The sequence below is a fragment of the Streptomyces barringtoniae genome, assembly GCF_020819595.1.
GTDB classification, from domain to species: domain Bacteria; phylum Actinomycetota; class Actinomycetes; order Streptomycetales; family Streptomycetaceae; genus Streptomyces; species Streptomyces barringtoniae.
Map to the genome: position 1 here is coordinate 114738 of NZ_JAJHNP010000011.1, position 17967 is coordinate 132704.

The following is a 17967-nucleotide window of genomic DNA, read 5'->3' on the forward strand; positions in this document are numbered from 1 at the left end:
TGATGACGGTCGGTCACACCTAGAACCGTAGACGCACGTCGCGAGAGGGGCGCGCGCAGTGCACCCGCGTGCGGTCTCCCCCCGACGGCGGCGTTTCGCCCGGCGCGCCACCGTCATCGGGAGACCTGGACGATCTCACTGTCATCCGTCCGACCCCGCCGTCCGACCCCGCCATCCGATCTCCCGTCATCCCGTCTCCCCGTCATCGAGGAACGTGACGGTCTCCCCGAGCGGCGCGCGGTCGATCCGGGCGAACGCGGCAGACGGGTCCGCGAAGCCGATGGACACACCGGCGTACAGGATCGCCTCCCTCGGCGGCCCGACGACCTCCGCGACGGTCCGGTGGTAGACCGACCAGGCCATCTGCGCACAGCTGTGCAGGCCCTCGGCACGCAGCAGCAGCATCACCGTCTGCAGGTACATCCCGAGGTCGGCCCACTGCGCCGGGCCCATGTCCCGGTCGATGTAGCACAGCAGGAGACACGGGGCCCCGAAGCAGCGCCAGTTCGCGGCGACGGCCGCCCGGCGGGCCTCCGCGTCCCCGTGCCGGATCCCAAGTGCCCGGAAACGCTGGGCGGCCGCCGCCGACCTCCGCTCCCGGTAGGGGGACCTCGGCTCCGGTGGATACATCCGGTACTGCCGCTCGTCCCCGGGATCGCCGGACGCGGCACGTTCGAGGGTGCGCTTCTTCAGCTCCGCCAGCGGGGCACCGGTGAGCACATGGATGTGCCACGGCTGGAGATTGCCGCCCGAGGGCGAGCGAGCGGCGGCGGTCAGCACCCGCTCCAGCGCCGCACGCGGGACCGGCTCGTCCGTGAAGGCCCGCACCGCCCGCCGGCTCGCCACCGCCTCGTACACATCCACCGCACGACCTCCGGGTCCGTTCCGCAGTCCGCTGTACTGACGGACGTCGGCAGGCGGATGTGACCGGGGGCGTCCAGCGGCGCGTGAAGGGCCGGGTCCGCCGCCGGCCGGGCGAGCCCGGCCTCCACATCTCCCACTCCGCACGCCCGCTCGGCACGGTGGCCCCACCTGCGCGCTCACGCAACAGCTCTTCGGCGTGGGCCGGGGGCGGCAGAAGGCGCTCACAGGACTTTCACAACCGCTGCGGGTGGCCCGGCCGGGGCGGGGCACCCGGGGAGTATCGTCGGCAGAGGGGATCCTCCAGTGATCGCTATCGCCGTTCTGCTGCTCCCCGTCCTCGCCATCCTGCTCTTCGGTCTCGACCAGGTCGAGGACCGCTGGATCCTGCATCGCCCGACGAGCCAGACCAGGCCCCACCGGCACCGTCGTGTCAAGCTGGGCCGCCGCTGATCCCATGTCTGCCGGCAGGCTGTCAGCGGTCCGTCGTGTCCTCGCCCAGACCGGCGCACCGCCGGTAGCGGTCGATCGCCTTGCCGAGTTCGATCCGCTCCGGTTCGGGGAGGGTGCCGCCCTGGGCGTACTCCAGGATGTGCTCGGCCACCGTCCGCAGCTTGATGTTGGTGCGCTGGGAGACGTCCCGCAGCGCCCGCCAGGCCTCTTCCGGGGCGATCTGCCCGAGGACGAGCACGGCCCCGATGGCCTGGTCGATCACCGCGTGCGAGGACACGGCGCGCCGCAACTGCTCGTTCTCGGTCGCCAGCCGGTCGTACGCCGCGGCGAGTTCCGTCGAGGAGAGCAACACCAGCGGCTGCCGCCGGGAGAGCGCGAAGAAGGCCATGGAGCACCTTTGCGGGGGTGGGAGGCGTCACTGCCACGCTTGCCCTCAATGGGCGCTTGCACACCCGATTGAACCAGCAGCGCCCGGCACCGTCACGCCGCACGGGCCGTGCCGCAAAGCGCGAACATCCGTGCGCCGGACCCGGCCCTGCCGTCCCGCTCCCCGGTCCGCCGGGCCCGGCCCTGCCGTCCCGCTGTCAGGCATTGCGGCCCATGCCGCCGGCGCTCTCGGTCGCCCGGCCCACCGGCAGCAGGTCGCGGATGTCCGCGGGCAGGGCGCCGGCCATCCGCTCGGTCAGTTCCGGGGCCAGCGCGGCGTCGAGCACCTCCATCACCGCGGCGGCCTCCCGCAGGGCCGTGTCCTCGTCGGTGCCCGCCCGGTCGGCGATGCGTCCGGCGAAGACGGTCAGTCCGAACCGCTCGCCCGACGCGCCGGAGTCCGTCCCGGCCGACGCGTCGGCCGCCTCCCGCATCGCCGCCGCCATGTCCGCCGGCAGCTGTGCGGCCACATGCCGGGCCAGCCCGGACGGCAGCCGCTCCGACAGCGTGCTCACGACGGCGTGCACGGCCCGTTCGGCCGAACCCCGGTCCGGCAGTTGGGCCAGCGCCTGTACCTTTCCGATCATCTCGTCGTGGTGCATGAGGCCGCCTCCTTCCTGACGAAGCCCCTGACGGTGCGACGCCCCCGCCGCGGGGCGGGCAGCAGCCGTGCCCCGGCCCTCGGCGCCGTCACCAGGGGTGGGCCGGGTCTTCCGCGGCCCCGGCCGAGTACCCCGGTCGCCGCCGCCGGTACCCGGCCCGGTGGAGTCGCGGCGCCGTCACGGGGTAGGCGTGGTCGGCGGACCGGCGAAGGACGCCGGACATCGACGGAACCGACTGCGAGGTGTGCATGGCGGGAATGGGGTGGGCGGCGCCGTTGTGGGACGTCGACAACGGCCAGGGGTTGCGGCAGCTGACCGAGCTGGCGCTGGCGCTGCTGCTGTCCAGCCTGATCGGCTGGGAGCGGGCGGCGCAGCAGAAGAGCGCCGGACTGCGCACGCACACACTGGTCGGTGTCGCCAGCGCGCTGATGATGGAGGTGTCCCAGCACGGGTTCACCGCGGTGCTCGGGCTGGAGAACGTCTCCTTCGACCCCTCCCGCGTCGCGGCACAGATCGTCTCCGGCATCGGCTTCATCGGCGGCGGCCTGATCTTCGTACGGCGCGATGCCGTACGGGGCCTGACCACGGCCGCCACCATCTGGCTGACCTGCGCGGTCGGCATGGCCTGCGGCGGCGGGCTGCCCATCCTCGCGCTGGCCGTGACGGCCCTGCACTTCCTGGTGGTGCGCGGCTATCCGCTATTCACCTCCCGGCTGATCCCCGGCACGGCCGCCGCCGCTTTCGAAGCACGCCTGACCTATCGCACGGGGTCGGCGCTGCTGCCGCGTCTGATGGAGACCTGCACCCGGCGCGGCTTCCGGATCGTGCAGGTCAAGGTCGAACGGCTGCCCGGCCGCACGGACGACGCGGCCCGCGTGGCTCTGGAACTGGAGGGCGCCGCGGATCCGACGGGGCTGGCCTCCGAACTGTTCCAGGACGAGGGCGTGCTCGACGTGGAGGTGAGTGCCGCCTCGGACGACGAATAGGGCGACGACCAGCGGGTACGGCAGCCGGCCCGCCGGTCCGCTCAGCCCCCGGTCGTCCGCTGTGTCCACGTCCAGGCGTACTGCAGCCCGTCCGCGACCGTCAGCGCGCCGAGGCCCCCCGAGACCAGACGGGTGAACCGGGGTGCGGCCGCGTACGAGCACACCAGGGCGCCGGCGCTCCAGGCCGAGATGCAGAACGGGCAGGACAGCAGGTCACCGACGGCCCGCTGGATCCCGTCGCCGCGCGGTTCGTCGACGACCTCGTTCGCCTCGCCCTCGTCCGCCCGGCGGGTGAAGGGCGCCCGCAGAAAGCTGGTGATCCTGTCCCGGGCCAGCAGCCTGGAGGCCTTGTACGTCGCCGCGCCCAGCAGCACGACGTCCCACGGCGGTACCTCCCGCGGCAGCCGCACGCCCCGGCGCCGGGCCAGTACCGCGTACGCCCCGGCGCCCGCCGCGAAGACGGAGGCGAGGGCGGCATACCCGGCGAGAGGGACGTCGCCCCGGTCGTCGTACTGCTCGGCAACCGACCTCATGCCCTGACCTCCGGTGGCTGTGCGTGCCGTGGCCCGCAACGAGTTCCCCGCGGCCCGGGCGTGACACGGGCTCGCGCGGCACCGGGGGCCGGGGGAGCCGGTGGGCCGCCTCTGGGGACGGCCGGGTCGACGTGGGCGATGCCACATATGACCTGGTTCGCACCCCCTCCCCGCGGGCCTGCCGGGAGACTACCGTTGCGTCGAACCCCTGTTTCCCTGTGCGTCTCGGACGGCCCTGCTGTGCCCACTGATCTGTCCCCCCTCATCGCCGCGACGGCGCGCTGGCTGACGGTCGCCTATCCGCCCAGCGGCGGCGCGCTTGCCTCCGCCCTGTGCGAGGCACAGGCCCGGCAGGCGGTGACCGTCGCCGCGTGGCTGCGCTACCCCACCGACATCGACGCGGGCCTCGTCACCATGGCCGGCCCCGGCGGTGCTGCCCGGCTCGACTGGATGACCGGTGCCGAGCGGGCGGCCGAGGACGGCCCGGACGACGACTGGGCCTGGCGCACCTGGGTGGACGAGGTCGTGGCCAGCTGGGCGGCCGCCCTGCTCACTGATCCGGAGCTGGCCGGACTGGCCGTCGCCGCGCTCGCGGACGGCGAGCACGCCTCGGACGTCCAGATCGAGTTCCGGCGGCTGCTCGCCCCCGACGACGGTGACCGGAGCGCCGCCGCACTGCTGCGCCACCCCGACCTCCTCGCCCCGGTGGCCGAGCTCCACCTCGACCAGCTGGTGGACCGGCTCGGGCCGGGCCGCGCCCTCGCCGCCTGACCGCACAGCAGCCCGCCCCGCCCGGCGGGCGGCTGAGCCCGGGTGCGGGTCAAGGTGGGCGATCGCCGGCGCCGCTGCGGGCCGTGGCCCGGAGTGGGCAGGAGCCGATCGCCCGGCCGGCTGGCCGCGCAGCAGCTCGCCCCGCCCGCGGTCGTTGTCCTCGGTCTTGCGGGTGCCCTGATGGGCGGGCTGACCGGGAGTGCGGGTCGGCCGTGCGGCCGTCGTCGGCGCCGCTGCGGGCTGCGGCCCGCAGTGGGCAGGAGCCGATCGCCCGGCCGGCTGGCCGCGCAGCAGCTCGCCCCGCCCGCGGTCGTCGTCCTCGGTCTTGCGGGCGCCTTGACGGGCGGGCTGACCCTGGGAATGCGGGTCGGCCGTGCGGCCCTCGGCGGCACAGAAGCGGGCCGCGGCCCGCAGTGGGCAGAAGCCGACAGCCCGGCCGCATAGCAGCTCGTCCCGCCAGGCGGGCGGCTGAGCCCGGGTGCGGGTCAAGGTGGGCGATCGCCGGCACCGAAGCGGCCCGCGGCCCGCAGCGGGCAGAAGCCGACCGCCCGGCCGCCTTCACGCTGCTCGCCCTGGCGCACGCCGCCGGTGGTGCGGAACCCGTCGACACCGGCGCGGCCATGCTCCACCTCCGTGCGCAGGGCGGCGCCGGCCCGGGGCCCGGTGTCGTACGCCCCCGCAGGGGTACTGCGGAGCTGATCCGTGGGTCGTTCGCCGACGGAGGCCGGCCCCCAGCGACGGCAGGCAGGAGAAGGCGATGCGCGCGCAAGGCGACGAGGCACCGGCCGCCGGCGGTGTCGGGGACGCGGCGGCCCGGCAGGCCCAGGACACCGGCGAACCGGCCCGCAGGGAGATCGGCGCCGTCCGGAACGAGATCACGGCCGCGCCGAGGCGACGGGGGGCGGGCGAACTGCTCGCCGGAGCCGGCACCTGCCAGATGCTCGCCCTCGCGGCCGGGCACCCGACCCTGCCACGTCCCCCCGGCTCGGTCATGCCGGAGCGCACGGCCGCGGCCGCACCGAGCGGCGCGTGCACCGCAGGGGCCGTGGGCCCGGCGACGGCGGCCCGCGACCGGATACGCGCGGCGGCCCGGGCCGCCGTATGACGGTCCGGCGGCGGCCGGTGTTCCGGTGCCGCCGGACATGAGGGAAGCCCAGGCCATGACCTTCAAGAATCCCGTGGACCGCGGCGGGGCCCACCGCGGCCGGTTCGAGCAGTTCGCGGAGTACGCCTCCAACTTCACCAGCTCCCCGGTGTTCTTCCTCTTCTGCCTGCTCCTCGTGGGCTTCTTCGTCGCCGCGCACGTCGCGCATCTGCGCCTCGAACTGCTGCTCCTCGCGGGCGAGTCGATGACCGCGGTCACCCTGCTGCTCCTCGCCCTGCTGAAGAACGCCGAGATGCGCGCCGAGCACGCGATCCAGCGCAAGCTCGACGCGATCGCCGGCGCCCTGCTGGAGGCCCACGCCGAGGACACGAGCCAGGCCTTCGAGGAACTGCGCAATGCGATCCGGATGGAGGAAGAGACCTGACGGAGGCGGACAAAACGGCGCGGCGGTTCTTCACGGGGCGCCGGTCAGGGTCGACCATGCCATGTCATGGACATTTTGCTCGTCGCCAGCGCGTTCAACAGCCTCACGCAGCGCGTGTACGCCGAACTGTCGGACCTCGGGCACCACGTGGACGTCGTACTCGCCTCGCACGGCGCCGACCCCGTCCGGGCCGCCCTCCACGAACTGCGGCCGGAACTGGTCGTCGCGCCGATGCTCAAGTCGGCCATCCCGGAGGATGTGTGGCGTGACCACACCTGCCTGATCGTCCATCCGGGTCCGCCCGGTGACCGCGGCCCGTCCTCGCTCGACTGGGCCATCGCCGAGGGGGCGCGGGAGTGGGGCGTGACGGTCCTGCAGGCCGAGGCGGCGATGGACGCGGGACCGATCTGGGCGGCCGAGCCGTTCCCCCTGTCGCCGGTCGGCAAGAGCGACCTGTACCGCAACGAGGCCTCCGACGCCGCCGTCACCGCCGTCCTCACCGCCGTACGGCACTACGCCGAAGGCGCCTACAAGCCCCGGCCGCAGACCGACGACTCGGTCACGGTGGTCTGGCGCGACGCCTTCCGGCAGGACCGGCGGCGCATCGACTGGGAGCGGGACGACACCGAAACGGTCCTGCGCAAACTCCGCGGTGCCGACTCGCAGCCGGGCGTCCTGGACGAACTCCACGGCCGGGAGGTGTTCCTGCACGGCGGGCACCCCGAGGACCGGCTGCGCGGCCGTCCCGGCGAACTCCTCGCGCGGCGGGCGGGCGCCGTCTGCCGGGCCACCCGCGACGGCGCCGTCTGGATCCCGGAACTCCGCCCCCGCCGGAACTCAGGTGATCCCGCCCCCTTCCGCCGCCCCGCCGCCTCCGTGCTCGCCGCCTGGGAACCCTCCCTCGAACTCCCGGAAGCATCCGTCCCGTTGGAGCTGCCGCCCGACCGGCGGACCTGGACCGACATCCGCTACCGGCAGCGCGGCGACACCGGCTTCCTGCGCTTCTCCTTCCCGGGCGGCGCGATGAGCACCGACCAGTGCCGCCGGCTGCTCGCCGCCTACGAGCACGCCCTCTCCCGGCCCACCCGCGTCCTCGTGCTCGGCGGGGCCCGCGACTTCTTCTCCAACGGCATCCATCTGAACGTCATCGAGGCGGCCCCCGACCCGGCCCAGGAGTCGTGGACCAACCTCAACGCCATGGACGACCTGGTCGAGGCGGTACTGCGCACCACCGACCGGCTGGTGGTGGCCGCCCTCGCCGGCAACGCGGCGGCCGGCGGCGCGATGCTCGCCCTCGCCGCCGACGAGGTGTGGTGCCGCACCGGTGTCGTCCTCAACCCGCACTACCGGCGCATGGGCCTGTACGGCTCGGAGTTCTGGACGTACACCCTGCCCCGCCGCGTCGGAGCGGAGAACGCCCAGCGCCTGACCACCGAGGCCCTGCCCGTGAGCGCCGCGTCCGCCGAGCGGATGCGGCTCGTGGACCGACTCGTACCCGCCGCGCCCGGCGACTTCCCGGCCGAGGTCGAGCAACTGGCGGCCGAACTGGCCTCCTCACCCTTCCTGGACGCGCGGATCGCCGCCAAGGCGGCCCGCGCGGCGGACGAGCGCGAACGCCCTCTCGCCGCGTACCGCGAGGCCGAACTCGACCGTATGCGCGCCATCTTCTTCGACCCCGCCGCCCCCTACCACGCCCTGCGCTCCGCCTTCGTCCGCAAGACGCCCTCCGGCTCGCCCCGGCCCCTGACCGCGCCCGCCGGAGACCTCCGTTGACGCCGCGGCTGCTGGTGGCCGGCGTCGGCAACATCTTCCTCGCCGACGACGCCTTCGGCCCCGAGGTGATCCGTGCCCTCGGCCCGCGCCCGCTGCCGCCCGAGGTGCGGGTCCACGACTACGGCATCCGGGGCATGGACCTCGCCTACGACCTGCTCGACGGGTACGACACGGCCGTCCTGGTGGACACCGCGCGCCGCGGCCACCACCCGGGCACCCTGTCCCTGATCGAGGCCGAACCGCCCGACGGCAGCGTCGTGCCCGAGGCCCACGGCATGGACCCCGCGAAGGTGCTCGCCCTCGCCACGCACCTCGGCGAGGAGCCCCTGCCCCGCGTTCTCGTCCTGGCCTGCGAGCCCGAGCTGCTTCCCAGCGGCGACGAGGACCTCCTGCCGGGGCTCAGCACACCGGTCCGGGAGGCCGTCGGCCGGGCCGTGGACGCGCTGCACACGCTGATCCCGGCCCTGCTCGCCGATCCCGGCGCGCCCGCGCCCCCGTTGGGCCGCCCGGTGGAATCCGGGCCCCCCTGCCCGGCTGCGCTGCCGGGAACGGCGGGCGGCTGAGCGGAACATCGGTGGAGCCCGGGCCGCAAGGACGCGGACCGGGCTCCACCGCCGTATCCGAGGAGCAGCGCCCATGTGCCGGTCCGACGTCAAGCAGGCAGTCCTGGCGAAGAACGACGACCTGGCCGCGGAGCTGCGCGGCGATCTCGCCCGGCAGGGCGTGACCGTCGTCAACCTGCTGTCCAGCCCCGGCAGCGGCAAGACCGAACTCCTTGGCCGGGTCCTGGCCCGCGCGGTGCAGCGGGAGGTGCCGGTGGCGGCGCTGACCGCGGACCTGGCCACCGAGAACGACGCCGTCCGGCTCGCCCGGTCCGGCGTTCCCGTCCAGCAGGTGCTGACCGACGGGCTGTGCCACCTGGAGGCCCGTCAGGTGCGGGCCCGACTGGCGGGCTGGCTGCCCGCGGACACCTCCGTGCTCTTCGTGGAGAACGTCGGCAACCTCGTCTGCCCGGCCGCGTACGACCTCGGCGAGACCCTGCGGGTGGTGCTGATGGCGGTCACGGAGGGCGAGGACAAGCCGCTGAAGTACCCGACCGCGTTCGGCTCCGCCCATCTGGTCGTGATCACCAAGACGGACCTCGCCGAGCCGGCCGGCTTCGACGAGACCGCCTTCCGGGCGAACGTGCACCGGGTCAATCCGGGCGTGGAGATCGTACGGTCCTGTGCCCGCACCGGCGTCGGGGTCGGCACCCTCCTGGACCGCGCCCTGGCCGCCCGGGACGGCACCCTCCACCGGCCACCGCTCGCGCCGCATCCGCACGGCCACCACCACAGCGCGCCCGCCCCCGCCGTATGACGGCCCCGGCGACCGGCCTGGTCCGCCGCCGGCTCACGGTGCGCGGCACCGTGCAGGGGGTCGGCTTCCGGCCGTACGTGCACCGACTGGCCGCCGGCCTCGGCCTCGCCGGGTTCGTCGGCAACACCGGCGACGGCGTGATCGTGGAGGTCGAGGGCCCGGCGGACGAGGTCGACCGCTTCTGCGCCGTGCTGGCCGAAAAGCCGCCGCCCCTGGCCACCGTGAGCGGCATCGCCGGCGAGGACCTGCCCGCCACCGGCGACGCCGGCCCCTTCACCATCCGCTCCACCGAGCGCGCAGGCGGCCGCACCCAGCTGCCGCCCGACACCGCGACCTGCGCCGACTGCCTGCGTGAACTGGCCGATCCGGCCGATCGCCGGCACCGGCACCCGTTCGTCACCTGCACCCACTGCGGCCCCCGCTTCACCATCGCCACCGGGATGCCCTACGACCGGGTGGCCACGACGATGGCCGGCTTCCCGATGTGCCCCTCCTGCGCCCGCGAGTACGGCGACCCCCTCGACCGGCGCTTCCACGCCCAGCCGGTCGCCTGCCCCGGCTGCGGGCCACGGCTCACCCTGACCCCGGCCTTCGGCGGCCTCCGCCCGGCCCGGGACGCGCACGCCCTCGCCACGGCACGGGCGCTGCTGGCCGCCGGACGGATCGTCGCCGTCAAGGGCGTCGGCGGCTACCACCTGGCCTGCGACGCCACCCACGACCGGGCCGTGGCCACGTTGCGCGACCGCAAGGAACGCGGCGGCAAGGCCTTCGCGGTGATGTGCGCCGACCTCGCCACCGCCGGGCGGATCGCGGTCCTCTCCGATGCCGAACGGGCCGCGCTGACCAGCGCCCGGCGCCCCATCGTCCTGCTGCGCAGGCGCACTCCGCCGGACGGCCTCCGCCTCGCGGACCAGGTCTGCCCGGGCAGCCCGCACGTGGGCGTGATGCTGCCCTACACCCCGGTCCACGCCCTGCTGTTCGGGCTGCCCGGCGATCCGCCCGGCCCCCGGGTGCTGGTCATGACCAGCGGCAACCGCTCCGGCGAGCCCATCGTCACCGACGACACCGAGGCCCTGACCCGGCTCGCCGGACTGGCCGACGCCTGGCTCGCCCACGACCGGCCCATCGCCTCGCCGTGCGACGACTCCCTGCTGCGGGTCCGCCCCGACGGCACCGCACAGGTCCTCAGACGGTCCCGCGGCTACGTCCCCCGCTCGCTGCGGCTCCCGGTGCCCGTACCGCCCGTGCTCGCGGTCGGCGGCGACCTGAAGAACGTCCTGTGCCTCGGCGAGGGCGACCAGGCCTGGTTCGGGCCGCACATCGGCGACATGGGCGAGCTGGCCACCCTGGAGGCCGCCGAGCGTGCCGAGCGGCACCTGACCCGCCTGACCGGAGTCACCCCGGTCCTGGTCGCGGCCGACCGGCACCCCGGCTACCACTCGGCCGGCTGGGCCCGGCGCCGTGCCTCCCGCCTCGCCGGCGGCTCCCTGCGGCTGGTCCAGCACCACCACGCCCACGTCGCCTCCGCGATGGCCGAACACGGGCTGGACGGCACCACGCCGGTGATCGGCGTCGCGTTCGACGGCACCGGGTACGGCGAGGACGGCACCGTGTGGGGCGGCGAGATCCTGCTCGCCGACTACGCCGGCCACCGGCGCTTCGCCCACCTCACGCCGGCCCCGCTGCCCGGCGGAGACGCCGGCGTGGCCAACCCCTGCCGGCTGGCACTGGCTCGGTTGTGGGCGGCCGGGCTCGACTGGGCGCCGGACCTGCCGAGCGTGCGGGCATGCACCGAGGGCGAACTCGCGGTGCTGCGAAGACAGTTGGACCGGCAGGTGGCCTGCGTGCCGACGTCCAGCATGGGCCGGTTGTTCGACGCGGTGTCGTCCCTGGCCGGTGTGTGCCATCGCGCGGAGTACGAGGCACAGGCCGCGATGGAGCTGGAGGCGGCGGCGGCCGAGGCGCGGGACGCGGACGCGGCGGCGTATCCCTTCGGTGTCGCCCGGCAGCGGGAGATCGACCCGGCGCCGATGCTGCGCGCGCTCCTGGAGGACCGGCGGCTCGGCACCCCCGCCCCCGTCCTCGCGGCCCGCTTCCACCGGGGTGTCGCACGGGCCGTCGCAGAGATCTGCCACCGTGCCCGCGCGGAGACCGGCCTGACCACGGTCGCCCTCACCGGAGGCGTCTTCGCCAACGGCCTGCTGGAGGAGGAGTGCACCGCGCTGCTGGCCGGCGACGGCTTCACGGTGCTCCGGCACGGCGAAGTACCCCCGAACGACGGAGGGCTGGCGCTCGGCCAGCTCATGGTCGCGGGAACAGCAACCCACCACGGGACGGAGTGACCCATGTGTCTGGCAGTGCCCGGCAAGGTCGTGTCCATCGACCGGAGTGCCGACCCCCTGACCGGGCTGATCGACTTCGGCGGAGTGCGCAAACAGGCGTGTCTGGAGTACCTGCCCGACGTCCGGGTGGGGGAGTACGTCATCGTCCACGTCGGCTTCGCCCTGCAGCGACTGGACGAGGAGTCGGCCCGGGCGTCCCTGGAGCTCTTCGAGCAACTGGGGCTGCTGGAGGAGGAGTTCGGGGACGCCTGGGAGCAGGCGGCCCGGCAGGAGAACGGGAGCGAGGCCCGGTGAAGTACATCGAGGAGTTCAACGATCCCGGCCTGGCGCGCCGGCTGCTGGACGAGATCCGCGCCACGGTCACCCGGCCCTGGGCGCTGATGGAGGTCTGCGGCGGCCAGACCCACTCCATCATCCGCCACGGCATCGACCAACTCCTGCCGGAGGAGGTCGAGTTGATCCACGGACCCGGCTGTCCGGTGTGCGTCACGCCGCTCGACGTCATCGACAAGGCCCTGGAGATCGCCTCCCGCCCCGAGGTGATCTTCTGTTCCTTCGGCGACATGCTGCGCGTGCCGGGCACCGACCGGGACCTGTTCCGGGTGAAGGGCGGGGGAGGCGACGTACGCGTGGTGTACTCACCGCTGGACGCCCTCGACCTCGCCCGCAGGAACCCGGGCCGCCAGGTCGTGTTCTTCGCCATCGGCTTCGAGACGACCGCCCCGGCCAACGCCATGGCCGTCCACCAGGCCCACCGCCTGGGCATCGCCAACTTCAGCCTGCTGGTCTCCCACGTCCGGGTGCCACCCGCGATCGAGGCCATCATGGCGGCACCCGAATGCCGGGTCCAGGGCTTCCTGGCCGCCGGTCACGTGTGCAGCGTGATGGGCACCGCCGAGTACCCGGACCTGGCTGGGAAGCACCGTGTACCCATCGTCGTCACCGGCTTCGAGCCGCTGGACATCCTCGAGGGCATCCGCCGCGCCGTCCACCAACTGGAGCGCGGTGAGCACCGGGTGGAGAACGCCTACCGGCGCGCCGTGCGCGAGCAGGGCAACCCGGCGGCCCTGCGCATGCTGGAGGAGGTCTTCGAGGTCACCGACCGCAACTGGCGCGGCATCGGACGCATCCCCGCCAGCGGCTGGCGGCTGTCCGACGCCTACCGTGCCTACGACGCCGAACACCGCTTCGACGTCACCGGCATCCGCACCGAGGAGCCCGCCGTGTGCCGCGCCGGGGAGGTGCTGCAGGGGCTGATCAAGCCGACCGAGTGCGAGGCCTTCGGCACGGCCTGCACCCCGCGCACCCCGCTCGGCGCCACCATGGTCTCCAGCGAGGGCGCCTGCGCGGCCTACTACCTGTACCGCCGGATGAACACCCCGGCAGCGCAGGGATCCCGCATCCCGCAGAACCCGCAGCATTCGCAGGACTCGCCGGAGGAGATGAACCCCGTTGGCTGACCTCGCCACACCCGGGACGGCCGCCGTCGACCCCGCGAACTGGACCTGCCCCGCCCCCCTGCGCGACCAGCCGGTCGTCGTCATGGGGCACGGCGGAGGCGGCGCCCTGTCCGCCGAGCTCATCGAGCAGGTCTTCGCCCCCGCCTACGGCAACCCCACCCTGGCCACCCTCACCGACTCGGCCGTCCTCGACCTGGGCGGTGCCCGGCTGGCCTTCTCCACCGACTCCTACGTCGTACGGCCGCTGTTCTTCCCCGGCGGCAGCCTCGGCGACCTCGCCGTCAACGGCACGGTGAACGACCTGGCGATGAGCGGCGCCCGGCCCGCCTACCTGTCCACGGCCTTCGTGCTGGAGGAGGGCGTGGAACTCGACGTCGTCGGCCGGGTCGCGCGGGCCATCGGCGCGGCGGCCGAGGCAGCGGGCGTCATCGTCGCCACCGGCGACACCAAGGTGGTGGAGTCCGGACACGGCGACGGCGTCTACGTCACCACCGCCGGCGTCGGCCTCGTCCCCGACGGCGTCGACATCCGCCCGCAGCGCGCCCGGCCCGGCGACGCCGTGATCGTCAGCGGCCCGATCGGCCTGCACGGCGTGGCGATCATGAGCGTGCGCGAAGGCCTGGAGTTCGGCGTCGAGATCGCCTCCGACACCGCACCGCTCGCGGACCTCGTGGCGGCCATGCTGGCGGTCACGCGGGACATCCACGTCCTGCGCGACCCGACCCGGGGCGGCCTCGGCGCCTCCCTGAACGAGATCGCCCGCGCCTCCGGCACCGGCGTCCGGCTGCGGGACCGGTCCATCCCGGTCCCGGACGAGGTCGCGAACGCCTGTGGCTTCCTCGGCCTGGACCCGCTGTACGTCGCCAACGAGGGCCGACTGGTCGCCTTCGTGCCCCCGGAACACGCGGAGGCCGTCCTGGCGGCGATGCGGGCACACCCGCAGGGCACCGGGGCCGCCCTCATCGGCGAGTGCGTGGCCGAGCACCCGGGCATGGTCGTCGTCGCCACCGGCCTCGGCGGCACCCGGGTGGTGGACCTGCCGCTGGGGGAGCAGCTGCCCCGCATCTGCTGACCGGCCCCCGGCCCCGCCGTCAGCGCGGGGCCGGGACCGGTTCGACCCGGGTGATCTCCAGTTCCCGCCCGCTGCGCAGCTCCTGCGAAGGCCGGTCGCAGCGCGGGCACCAGAAGAACGGCGGCATGCCCACCGCGAACTCCTCCGCGCACGGCGCACAGTAGGCATGCGCCGTGACCTGCTCGACGACCAGCTCGGCCGTCGCCAGCGCCGTACCGTCCCGGGCCACCTCGAAGGCGAAGTGCAGCGCGTCGGGCACGACGCCCGCCAGTTCGCCCACGCGGACGGTGACCGCCGAGACGGCGTCCGCTCCGTCCGCGCGCGCGAGTTCGCCGGCCTGCTCCACGATCGCGGTCGCGATCGACAGCTCGTGCACGGCCGGCTCAGGGGTACCGGCGGTTGGCCCGCATGCCACCGGTCATCCGGTAGATGCGCAACTCACGTACGATCCCCGGGAGTTCCTTGACGAACAGTGTCATGGCCAGGCCGCCGATCATGGCCGCCTGCATGACGAGCAGCTGACGTCCGGACATGCCGGACCGCGTGGTCCTTCTTCTCATGCCAACCTTCATGACGCTCTCTTTCCGCTCTCTCATCCGGGCGAGATGTTCGGCATGTCCTGCACCAGGGCGTCATGCCGTTTCCAGTGGATACCGGTGGAGCGGCGCGCGTCGGAGCTGCCGTCCTTGTGGTGTCCGGTCTGGTGCTTGTAGGGGCCCAGGTTGCCCTGGTGCAGTCCGCGCACATGGCTCGGTGTGTCGGGCTTCGCCTGGGGGCGGCCCACTCGGATGCTGCCCATGTCGGTTCTCCTTCCGGGTCCTCAGGACCGTTCGGTCAGCTCCCTGAAGAACTGTTCTACGGCCGGCCAGACCCGGCCGCCACCGGAGAGGCCCCGCCACTCGTGGCGGACCAGGGCGATCATCCGGTAGCAGTCGTCGACCGGCACGATCCAGTGCTCGTCGAGGCCCCGCACGGTGTTCACCAGCAGGGCCTCCACATCGGGTGCCATGGCGGCGAGCTGCGGAACCGTGGCGGCGAGCCGCTGCCAGGCCGCCGCGTCCACCTCCCACCGCATGGCCCCGGCCGGGCTCGGCCCCTGCGCGGTGACCGTGCCGTCGGAGCGCGGCACGAAGAACACCAGCCCCACCGGGACGCCCAGCACGGCCGTGTCGACCGGCGGCAGCCGCAGCCGTCGCCTGGGCACGAGCCGGTAGCGGCCCTCGCCCGCCCCGTCGTCGGCGAACAGCACCGAGCAGGGGCGGCACACGCAGCGGACCTCGGCGGCGCTCGTGTCGTACAGGTGGGGATGTTCCTCGGCCAGGCGGGCGGCGCACAGCTCGCAGACCTCGGCCTCGGCCGTGGCCGCGCGGTCGGCCGCGGAGCGGATGACCCGGGCGAGTGCTCCGTCCACCCTCACCGCGCCCCCTCGGGCAGGGCCCGTCGCTTGATCGTGCTCAGCGGTACGAACGCGGGTGCCGGCTTCCGCTCGGCGGTGGCGGGCACCGTCTCCACCGAGGTCAGCTCGGGAGCGACGGCCAGCACCGTGTCGCGGACCGCCTCGATGACCTCCGCCGAGCCGCCGCCGCACCCCGACCCGCACCCGCCGCCGGAGGTCAGCCGCACCCGCGCCACCTGCCCGTCGACTCCGGCCCACTCCAGGTCGCCGCCGCGCTCGCGCACTGCCGGCCGCAGCTTCTCGACCGCGCGGGCGGCCCTGCGCTCCGGGGACTCCGGATGGATCTCGTGCAGGACCAGGAGATGACCGAGCAGGTCGTCGTCGGCGAGCTTCTCCCGCAGCCGCTCGTCCGCGCCGTCCAGCACGCGGGCGAGCGCTTCGCCGTAGACCTCGGTCAGCAGCCGTACCGCCTCGAGCGCCGGGCCGGGCGCGGATTCCAGCCCGGCCAGCACCTCGTCGAGCCGGGCGAGCCGCGCTTCCACCGCCGGGTCGGAGAGCCGTACGGCGGTGTCAGCCATGGTTGGCCCCGTACGTCGGCGAGTGCACGGTGGTCAGGGTCTTGCCCTTGCCCATGTACATGTGGACACCACACGGCAGACAGGGGTCGAAGCTGCGCACGGTGCGCATGATGTCGACGCCCTTGAAGTCGTCGGGCCCGTTCTCCTCGAAGATCGGCTGGCCCTGGACGGCGTCCTCGTACGGGCCCGGCGTGCCGTAGCTGTCGCGGGGGCTGGCGTTCCACGGCGTCGGCGGGTACGGGTGGTAGTTGGCGATCTTCTTGTCCCGGATCACCAGGTGGTGGGAGAGGACCCCGCGCACCGCCTCGTGGAAGCCGCAGCCGATCGACTCGTCGGGCACCTCGAAGTTCTCGAACACCTTGGTGTCGCCGCTCCTGAGCATCCCCATGGCCTCCTCCAGGAACTGCAGGGCCATGGCGGCGGCGTAGGCGATGAAGTACGGCCGGGCGCGGTCCCGTTCGAGGGTGTTGCTCCACTTCGGGATGCGCCACTCCAGGGTCTGCTCCGGCAGCTTCTCGCCCTTGGGCAGGGTGATGCGGATGCCGCCGCCGGTCGCCTTGACGTACGGCGTGTCGACCAGGCCGCTGAGCGCGGTGGACCACAGCCGGGCCAGCGGACCGCCACCCGTGTCCAGGGCGAGATACTCGCCGGTACCCGGGTGGTGCCAGCGCGGGCTCATCACCCAGCTGTAGTTGCCGTCGAAGTCCCGCTTCTGCGGCACCGGCACAGTGGTCTGGTTCCACGGGTGGCGCATGTCGACGGGGTTGCCGAGCGGGTCGTGGGTGACGAACGGATCCTCGTTCACCCAGTCCTCGTAGAAGGAGCTGCCCAGCATGATGCGCAGCCCGAGGTTGATGTCGATCAGGTTGTTGGTGACCAGCTTGCCGTCCACGACGACGCCCGGGGTGACGTACATCGCCCGGCCCCACTCGTTCATCGTCGCGTAGCGGTAGTCGACGACGTCCGGGTTCTGGAAGGCGCCCCAGCAGCCCAGCAGGATGCGGCGCCTGCCGACCTCCTCGTAGCCCGGCAGGGCCTCGTAGAAGAAGTCGAAGACGTCGTCGTTCATCGCCACCGCCTTCTTGATGAAGTCGATGACGCGCATCAGGCGGCTGAGGTAGTCGGTGAAGGTGTTCGGCTGCGGCATCGTGCCGACGCCGCCCGGGTACATCGTGGAGGGGTGCACGTGCCGCCCCTCCATCAGGCAGAACATCTCCCGGGTGATCCGGCTGACCTTCAGCGCCTCCTTGTAGACCTCGCCCTCGAAGGGGTTGAAGGCCTTCATGATGTCGGCGACGGTCCGGTAGCCGTGGACGTCCCCGCGGGGTGCGTCGGTGCGCTCGGCGCGGGCCAGGACACCGGGGTTGGTGGCCTTGACCATGGCCTCGCAGAAGTCCACGAAGACCAGGTTGTCCTGGAAGATCGTGTGGTCGAAGATGTACTCCGCCGCCTCGCCCAGGTTGGTGATGTGCTCGGCCAGCTTCGGCGGCTTGACGCCGTAGGCCATCTGCTGGGCGTAGTTGGAGCAGGTGGTGTGGTTGTCGCCGCAGATCCCGCAGATGCGCGAGGTGATGAAACCGGCGTCACGCGGGTCCTTTCCCTTCATGAACACCGAATAGCCGCGGAAGAGCGACGAGGTGCTGTGGCACTCGACGACCTCCTGGTTGGCGAAGTCGATCTTCGTGTAGATGCCCAGGTTGCCGATGATCCGGGTGATCGGATCCCAGGACATGTCGACGATCTGGGCGGGTTTGCGCTCCGTGGGCCGGGACTCGGTGGTGGTCATCTGCGGTACTGCCCCTCGCTGTTGGGGTCGGGCGGATCGG

Annotated in this window: 22 protein-coding genes; 12 read left to right on the forward strand and 10 right to left on the reverse strand. The window is 73.5% G+C overall.

What is annotated here, in order from left to right; all coding sequences use genetic code 11:
- Window positions 1–186: 186 nt before the first annotated feature.
- Window positions 187–864 carry a nitroreductase gene (locus tag LMU33_RS21370; RefSeq protein ID WP_228622106.1) on the reverse strand — a complete coding sequence of 226 codons (678 nt, stop codon included), beginning with the start codon at window positions 862–864 and terminating at the stop codon, window positions 187–189.
- Between the two features lie 303 nt (window positions 865–1167).
- Here LMU33_RS21370 and LMU33_RS21375 point away from each other — a divergent pair, with 303 nt between their 5' ends.
- The gene (locus LMU33_RS21375; protein WP_228622107.1) at window positions 1168–1314 is read left to right on the forward strand and encodes a hypothetical protein; all 147 of its coding nucleotides are present in this window, start codon (window positions 1168–1170) and stop codon (window positions 1312–1314) included.
- Between the two features lie 22 nt (window positions 1315–1336).
- Here LMU33_RS21375 and LMU33_RS21380 read toward each other — a convergent pair whose 3' ends face one another.
- Window positions 1337–1702, reverse strand: a complete 366-nt coding sequence (locus tag LMU33_RS21380) for an ANTAR domain-containing protein (RefSeq protein WP_228622108.1) — start codon at window positions 1700–1702, stop codon at window positions 1337–1339.
- A gap of 196 nt (window positions 1703–1898) precedes the next feature.
- Entirely contained in the window at window positions 1899–2342 is a 444-nt protein-coding gene (locus tag LMU33_RS21385; protein ID WP_228622109.1) for a DUF2267 domain-containing protein, read from the reverse strand.
- Between the two features lie 248 nt (window positions 2343–2590).
- Between LMU33_RS21385 and LMU33_RS21390 the strand changes: the two genes are divergently transcribed.
- Complete coding sequence (locus LMU33_RS21390; RefSeq protein WP_228622110.1) at window positions 2591–3328, forward strand: MgtC/SapB family protein; 738 nt, start codon at window positions 2591–2593, stop codon at window positions 3326–3328.
- A gap of 41 nt (window positions 3329–3369) precedes the next feature.
- On the opposite strand, the gene LMU33_RS21395 is transcribed toward LMU33_RS21390, so the two are convergent.
- Complete coding sequence (locus LMU33_RS21395; RefSeq protein WP_228622111.1) at window positions 3370–3861, reverse strand: DUF1360 domain-containing protein; 492 nt, start codon at window positions 3859–3861, stop codon at window positions 3370–3372.
- A 240-nt stretch (window positions 3862–4101) separates the two neighbouring features.
- Here LMU33_RS21395 and LMU33_RS21400 point away from each other — a divergent pair, with 240 nt between their 5' ends.
- From LMU33_RS21400 to hypE, 10 genes are all read left to right on the forward strand, one after another.
- Window positions 4102–4632, forward strand: a complete 531-nt coding sequence (locus tag LMU33_RS21400; protein ID WP_228622112.1) for a hypothetical protein — start codon at window positions 4102–4104, stop codon at window positions 4630–4632.
- A 757-nt stretch (window positions 4633–5389) separates the two neighbouring features.
- Window positions 5390–5737: a hypothetical protein gene (locus LMU33_RS21405; protein ID WP_228622113.1), complete on the forward strand. Its 348-nt coding sequence runs from the start codon at window positions 5390–5392 to the stop codon at window positions 5735–5737.
- 55 nt (window positions 5738–5792) lie between these two features.
- Window positions 5793–6161, forward strand: a complete 369-nt coding sequence (locus LMU33_RS21410) for a hypothetical protein (protein WP_228622114.1) — start codon at window positions 5793–5795, stop codon at window positions 6159–6161.
- 66 nt (window positions 6162–6227) lie between these two features.
- Complete coding sequence (locus LMU33_RS21415; RefSeq protein WP_228622115.1) at window positions 6228–7934, forward strand: hydrogenase maturation protein; 1707 nt, start codon at window positions 6228–6230, stop codon at window positions 7932–7934.
- Window positions 7931–8497: a hydrogenase maturation protease gene (locus LMU33_RS21420; RefSeq protein ID WP_228622116.1), complete on the forward strand. Its 567-nt coding sequence runs from the start codon at window positions 7931–7933 to the stop codon at window positions 8495–8497. The genes LMU33_RS21415 and LMU33_RS21420 overlap by 4 nt, the downstream gene beginning before the upstream one ends.
- Before the next feature lie 73 nt (window positions 8498–8570).
- A complete protein-coding gene (gene hypB / locus LMU33_RS21425) occupies window positions 8571–9293 on the forward strand; it encodes a hydrogenase nickel incorporation protein HypB (protein ID WP_228622117.1) in 723 nt (240 codons plus the stop codon).
- The gene (gene hypF, locus LMU33_RS21430) at window positions 9290–11635 is read left to right on the forward strand and encodes a carbamoyltransferase HypF (RefSeq protein WP_228622118.1); all 2346 of its coding nucleotides are present in this window, start codon (window positions 9290–9292) and stop codon (window positions 11633–11635) included. The genes hypB and hypF overlap by 4 nt, the downstream gene beginning before the upstream one ends.
- Before the next feature lie 3 nt (window positions 11636–11638).
- Window positions 11639–11929 carry a HypC/HybG/HupF family hydrogenase formation chaperone gene (locus LMU33_RS21435; RefSeq protein ID WP_228622119.1) on the forward strand — a complete coding sequence of 97 codons (291 nt, stop codon included), beginning with the start codon at window positions 11639–11641 and terminating at the stop codon, window positions 11927–11929.
- Window positions 11926–13095, forward strand: coding sequence for a hydrogenase formation protein HypD (gene hypD / locus LMU33_RS21440; protein WP_228622120.1), 1170 nt, complete (start codon window positions 11926–11928; stop codon window positions 13093–13095). The genes LMU33_RS21435 and hypD overlap by 4 nt, the downstream gene beginning before the upstream one ends.
- Window positions 13088–14167 (forward strand): hydrogenase expression/formation protein HypE, encoded by a 1080-nt coding sequence (gene hypE, locus LMU33_RS21445; protein WP_283844174.1) that lies wholly within the window; start codon window positions 13088–13090, stop codon window positions 14165–14167. Before hypD ends, hypE begins: the two co-directional genes overlap by 8 nt.
- Before the next feature lie 19 nt (window positions 14168–14186).
- Here hypE and hypA read toward each other — a convergent pair whose 3' ends face one another.
- The 6 genes from hypA to LMU33_RS21475 are packed head-to-tail and all read right to left on the reverse strand — an operon-like array spanning window position 14187 to window position 17927.
- Complete coding sequence (gene hypA / locus LMU33_RS21450) at window positions 14187–14543, reverse strand: hydrogenase maturation nickel metallochaperone HypA (protein WP_228622121.1); 357 nt, start codon at window positions 14541–14543, stop codon at window positions 14187–14189.
- A gap of 7 nt (window positions 14544–14550) precedes the next feature.
- Window positions 14551–14700, reverse strand: coding sequence for a hypothetical protein (locus LMU33_RS21455; RefSeq protein WP_228622122.1), 150 nt, complete (start codon window positions 14698–14700; stop codon window positions 14551–14553).
- A 59-nt stretch (window positions 14701–14759) separates the two neighbouring features.
- Window positions 14760–14966: a hypothetical protein gene (locus LMU33_RS21460; protein WP_228622123.1), complete on the reverse strand. Its 207-nt coding sequence runs from the start codon at window positions 14964–14966 to the stop codon at window positions 14760–14762.
- A 21-nt stretch (window positions 14967–14987) separates the two neighbouring features.
- Window positions 14988–15584 carry a DUF5947 family protein gene (locus tag LMU33_RS21465; protein ID WP_228622124.1) on the reverse strand — a complete coding sequence of 199 codons (597 nt, stop codon included), beginning with the start codon at window positions 15582–15584 and terminating at the stop codon, window positions 14988–14990.
- Window positions 15581–16141 carry a NifU-related iron-sulfur-binding protein gene (locus tag LMU33_RS21470; protein ID WP_228622125.1) on the reverse strand — a complete coding sequence of 187 codons (561 nt, stop codon included), beginning with the start codon at window positions 16139–16141 and terminating at the stop codon, window positions 15581–15583. The genes LMU33_RS21465 and LMU33_RS21470 overlap by 4 nt, the downstream gene beginning before the upstream one ends.
- Window positions 16134–17927: a nickel-dependent hydrogenase large subunit gene (locus tag LMU33_RS21475; RefSeq protein WP_228622126.1), complete on the reverse strand. Its 1794-nt coding sequence runs from the start codon at window positions 17925–17927 to the stop codon at window positions 16134–16136. Before LMU33_RS21475 ends, LMU33_RS21470 begins: the two co-directional genes overlap by 8 nt.
- Window positions 17928–17967: the final 40 nt, after the last annotated feature.

Bases quoted from the DNA above. Each gene is read 5' to 3' on its own strand.
- hypF (WP_228622118.1), top strand. From the start codon at position 9,290: ATGACGGCCCCGGCGACCGGCCTGGTCCGCCGCCGGCTCACGGTGCGC.
- LMU33_RS21415 (WP_228622115.1), top strand. From the start codon at position 6,228: ATGGACATTTTGCTCGTCGCCAGCGCGTTCAACAGCCTCACGCAGCGC.
- LMU33_RS21435 (WP_228622119.1), top strand. From the start codon at position 11,639: ATGTGTCTGGCAGTGCCCGGCAAGGTCGTGTCCATCGACCGGAGTGCC.
- LMU33_RS21475 (WP_228622126.1), bottom strand. From the start codon at position 17,927: ATGACCACCACCGAGTCCCGGCCCACGGAGCGCAAACCCGCCCAGATC.
- LMU33_RS21385 (WP_228622109.1), bottom strand. From the start codon at position 2,342: ATGCACCACGACGAGATGATCGGAAAGGTACAGGCGCTGGCCCAACTG.
- LMU33_RS21460 (WP_228622123.1), bottom strand. From the start codon at position 14,966: ATGGGCAGCATCCGAGTGGGCCGCCCCCAGGCGAAGCCCGACACACCG.
- LMU33_RS21455 (WP_228622122.1), bottom strand. From the start codon at position 14,700: ATGTCCGGACGTCAGCTGCTCGTCATGCAGGCGGCCATGATCGGCGGC.
- LMU33_RS21380 (WP_228622108.1), bottom strand. From the start codon at position 1,702: ATGGCCTTCTTCGCGCTCTCCCGGCGGCAGCCGCTGGTGTTGCTCTCC.
- LMU33_RS21390 (WP_228622110.1), top strand. From the start codon at position 2,591: ATGGCGGGAATGGGGTGGGCGGCGCCGTTGTGGGACGTCGACAACGGC.
- LMU33_RS21470 (WP_228622125.1), bottom strand. From the start codon at position 16,141: ATGGCTGACACCGCCGTACGGCTCTCCGACCCGGCGGTGGAAGCGCGG.
- hypB (WP_228622117.1), top strand. From the start codon at position 8,571: ATGTGCCGGTCCGACGTCAAGCAGGCAGTCCTGGCGAAGAACGACGAC.
- LMU33_RS21395 (WP_228622111.1), bottom strand. From the start codon at position 3,861: ATGAGGTCGGTTGCCGAGCAGTACGACGACCGGGGCGACGTCCCTCTC.
- LMU33_RS21410 (WP_228622114.1), top strand. From the start codon at position 5,793: ATGACCTTCAAGAATCCCGTGGACCGCGGCGGGGCCCACCGCGGCCGG.
- LMU33_RS21405 (WP_228622113.1), top strand. From the start codon at position 5,390: ATGCGCGCGCAAGGCGACGAGGCACCGGCCGCCGGCGGTGTCGGGGAC.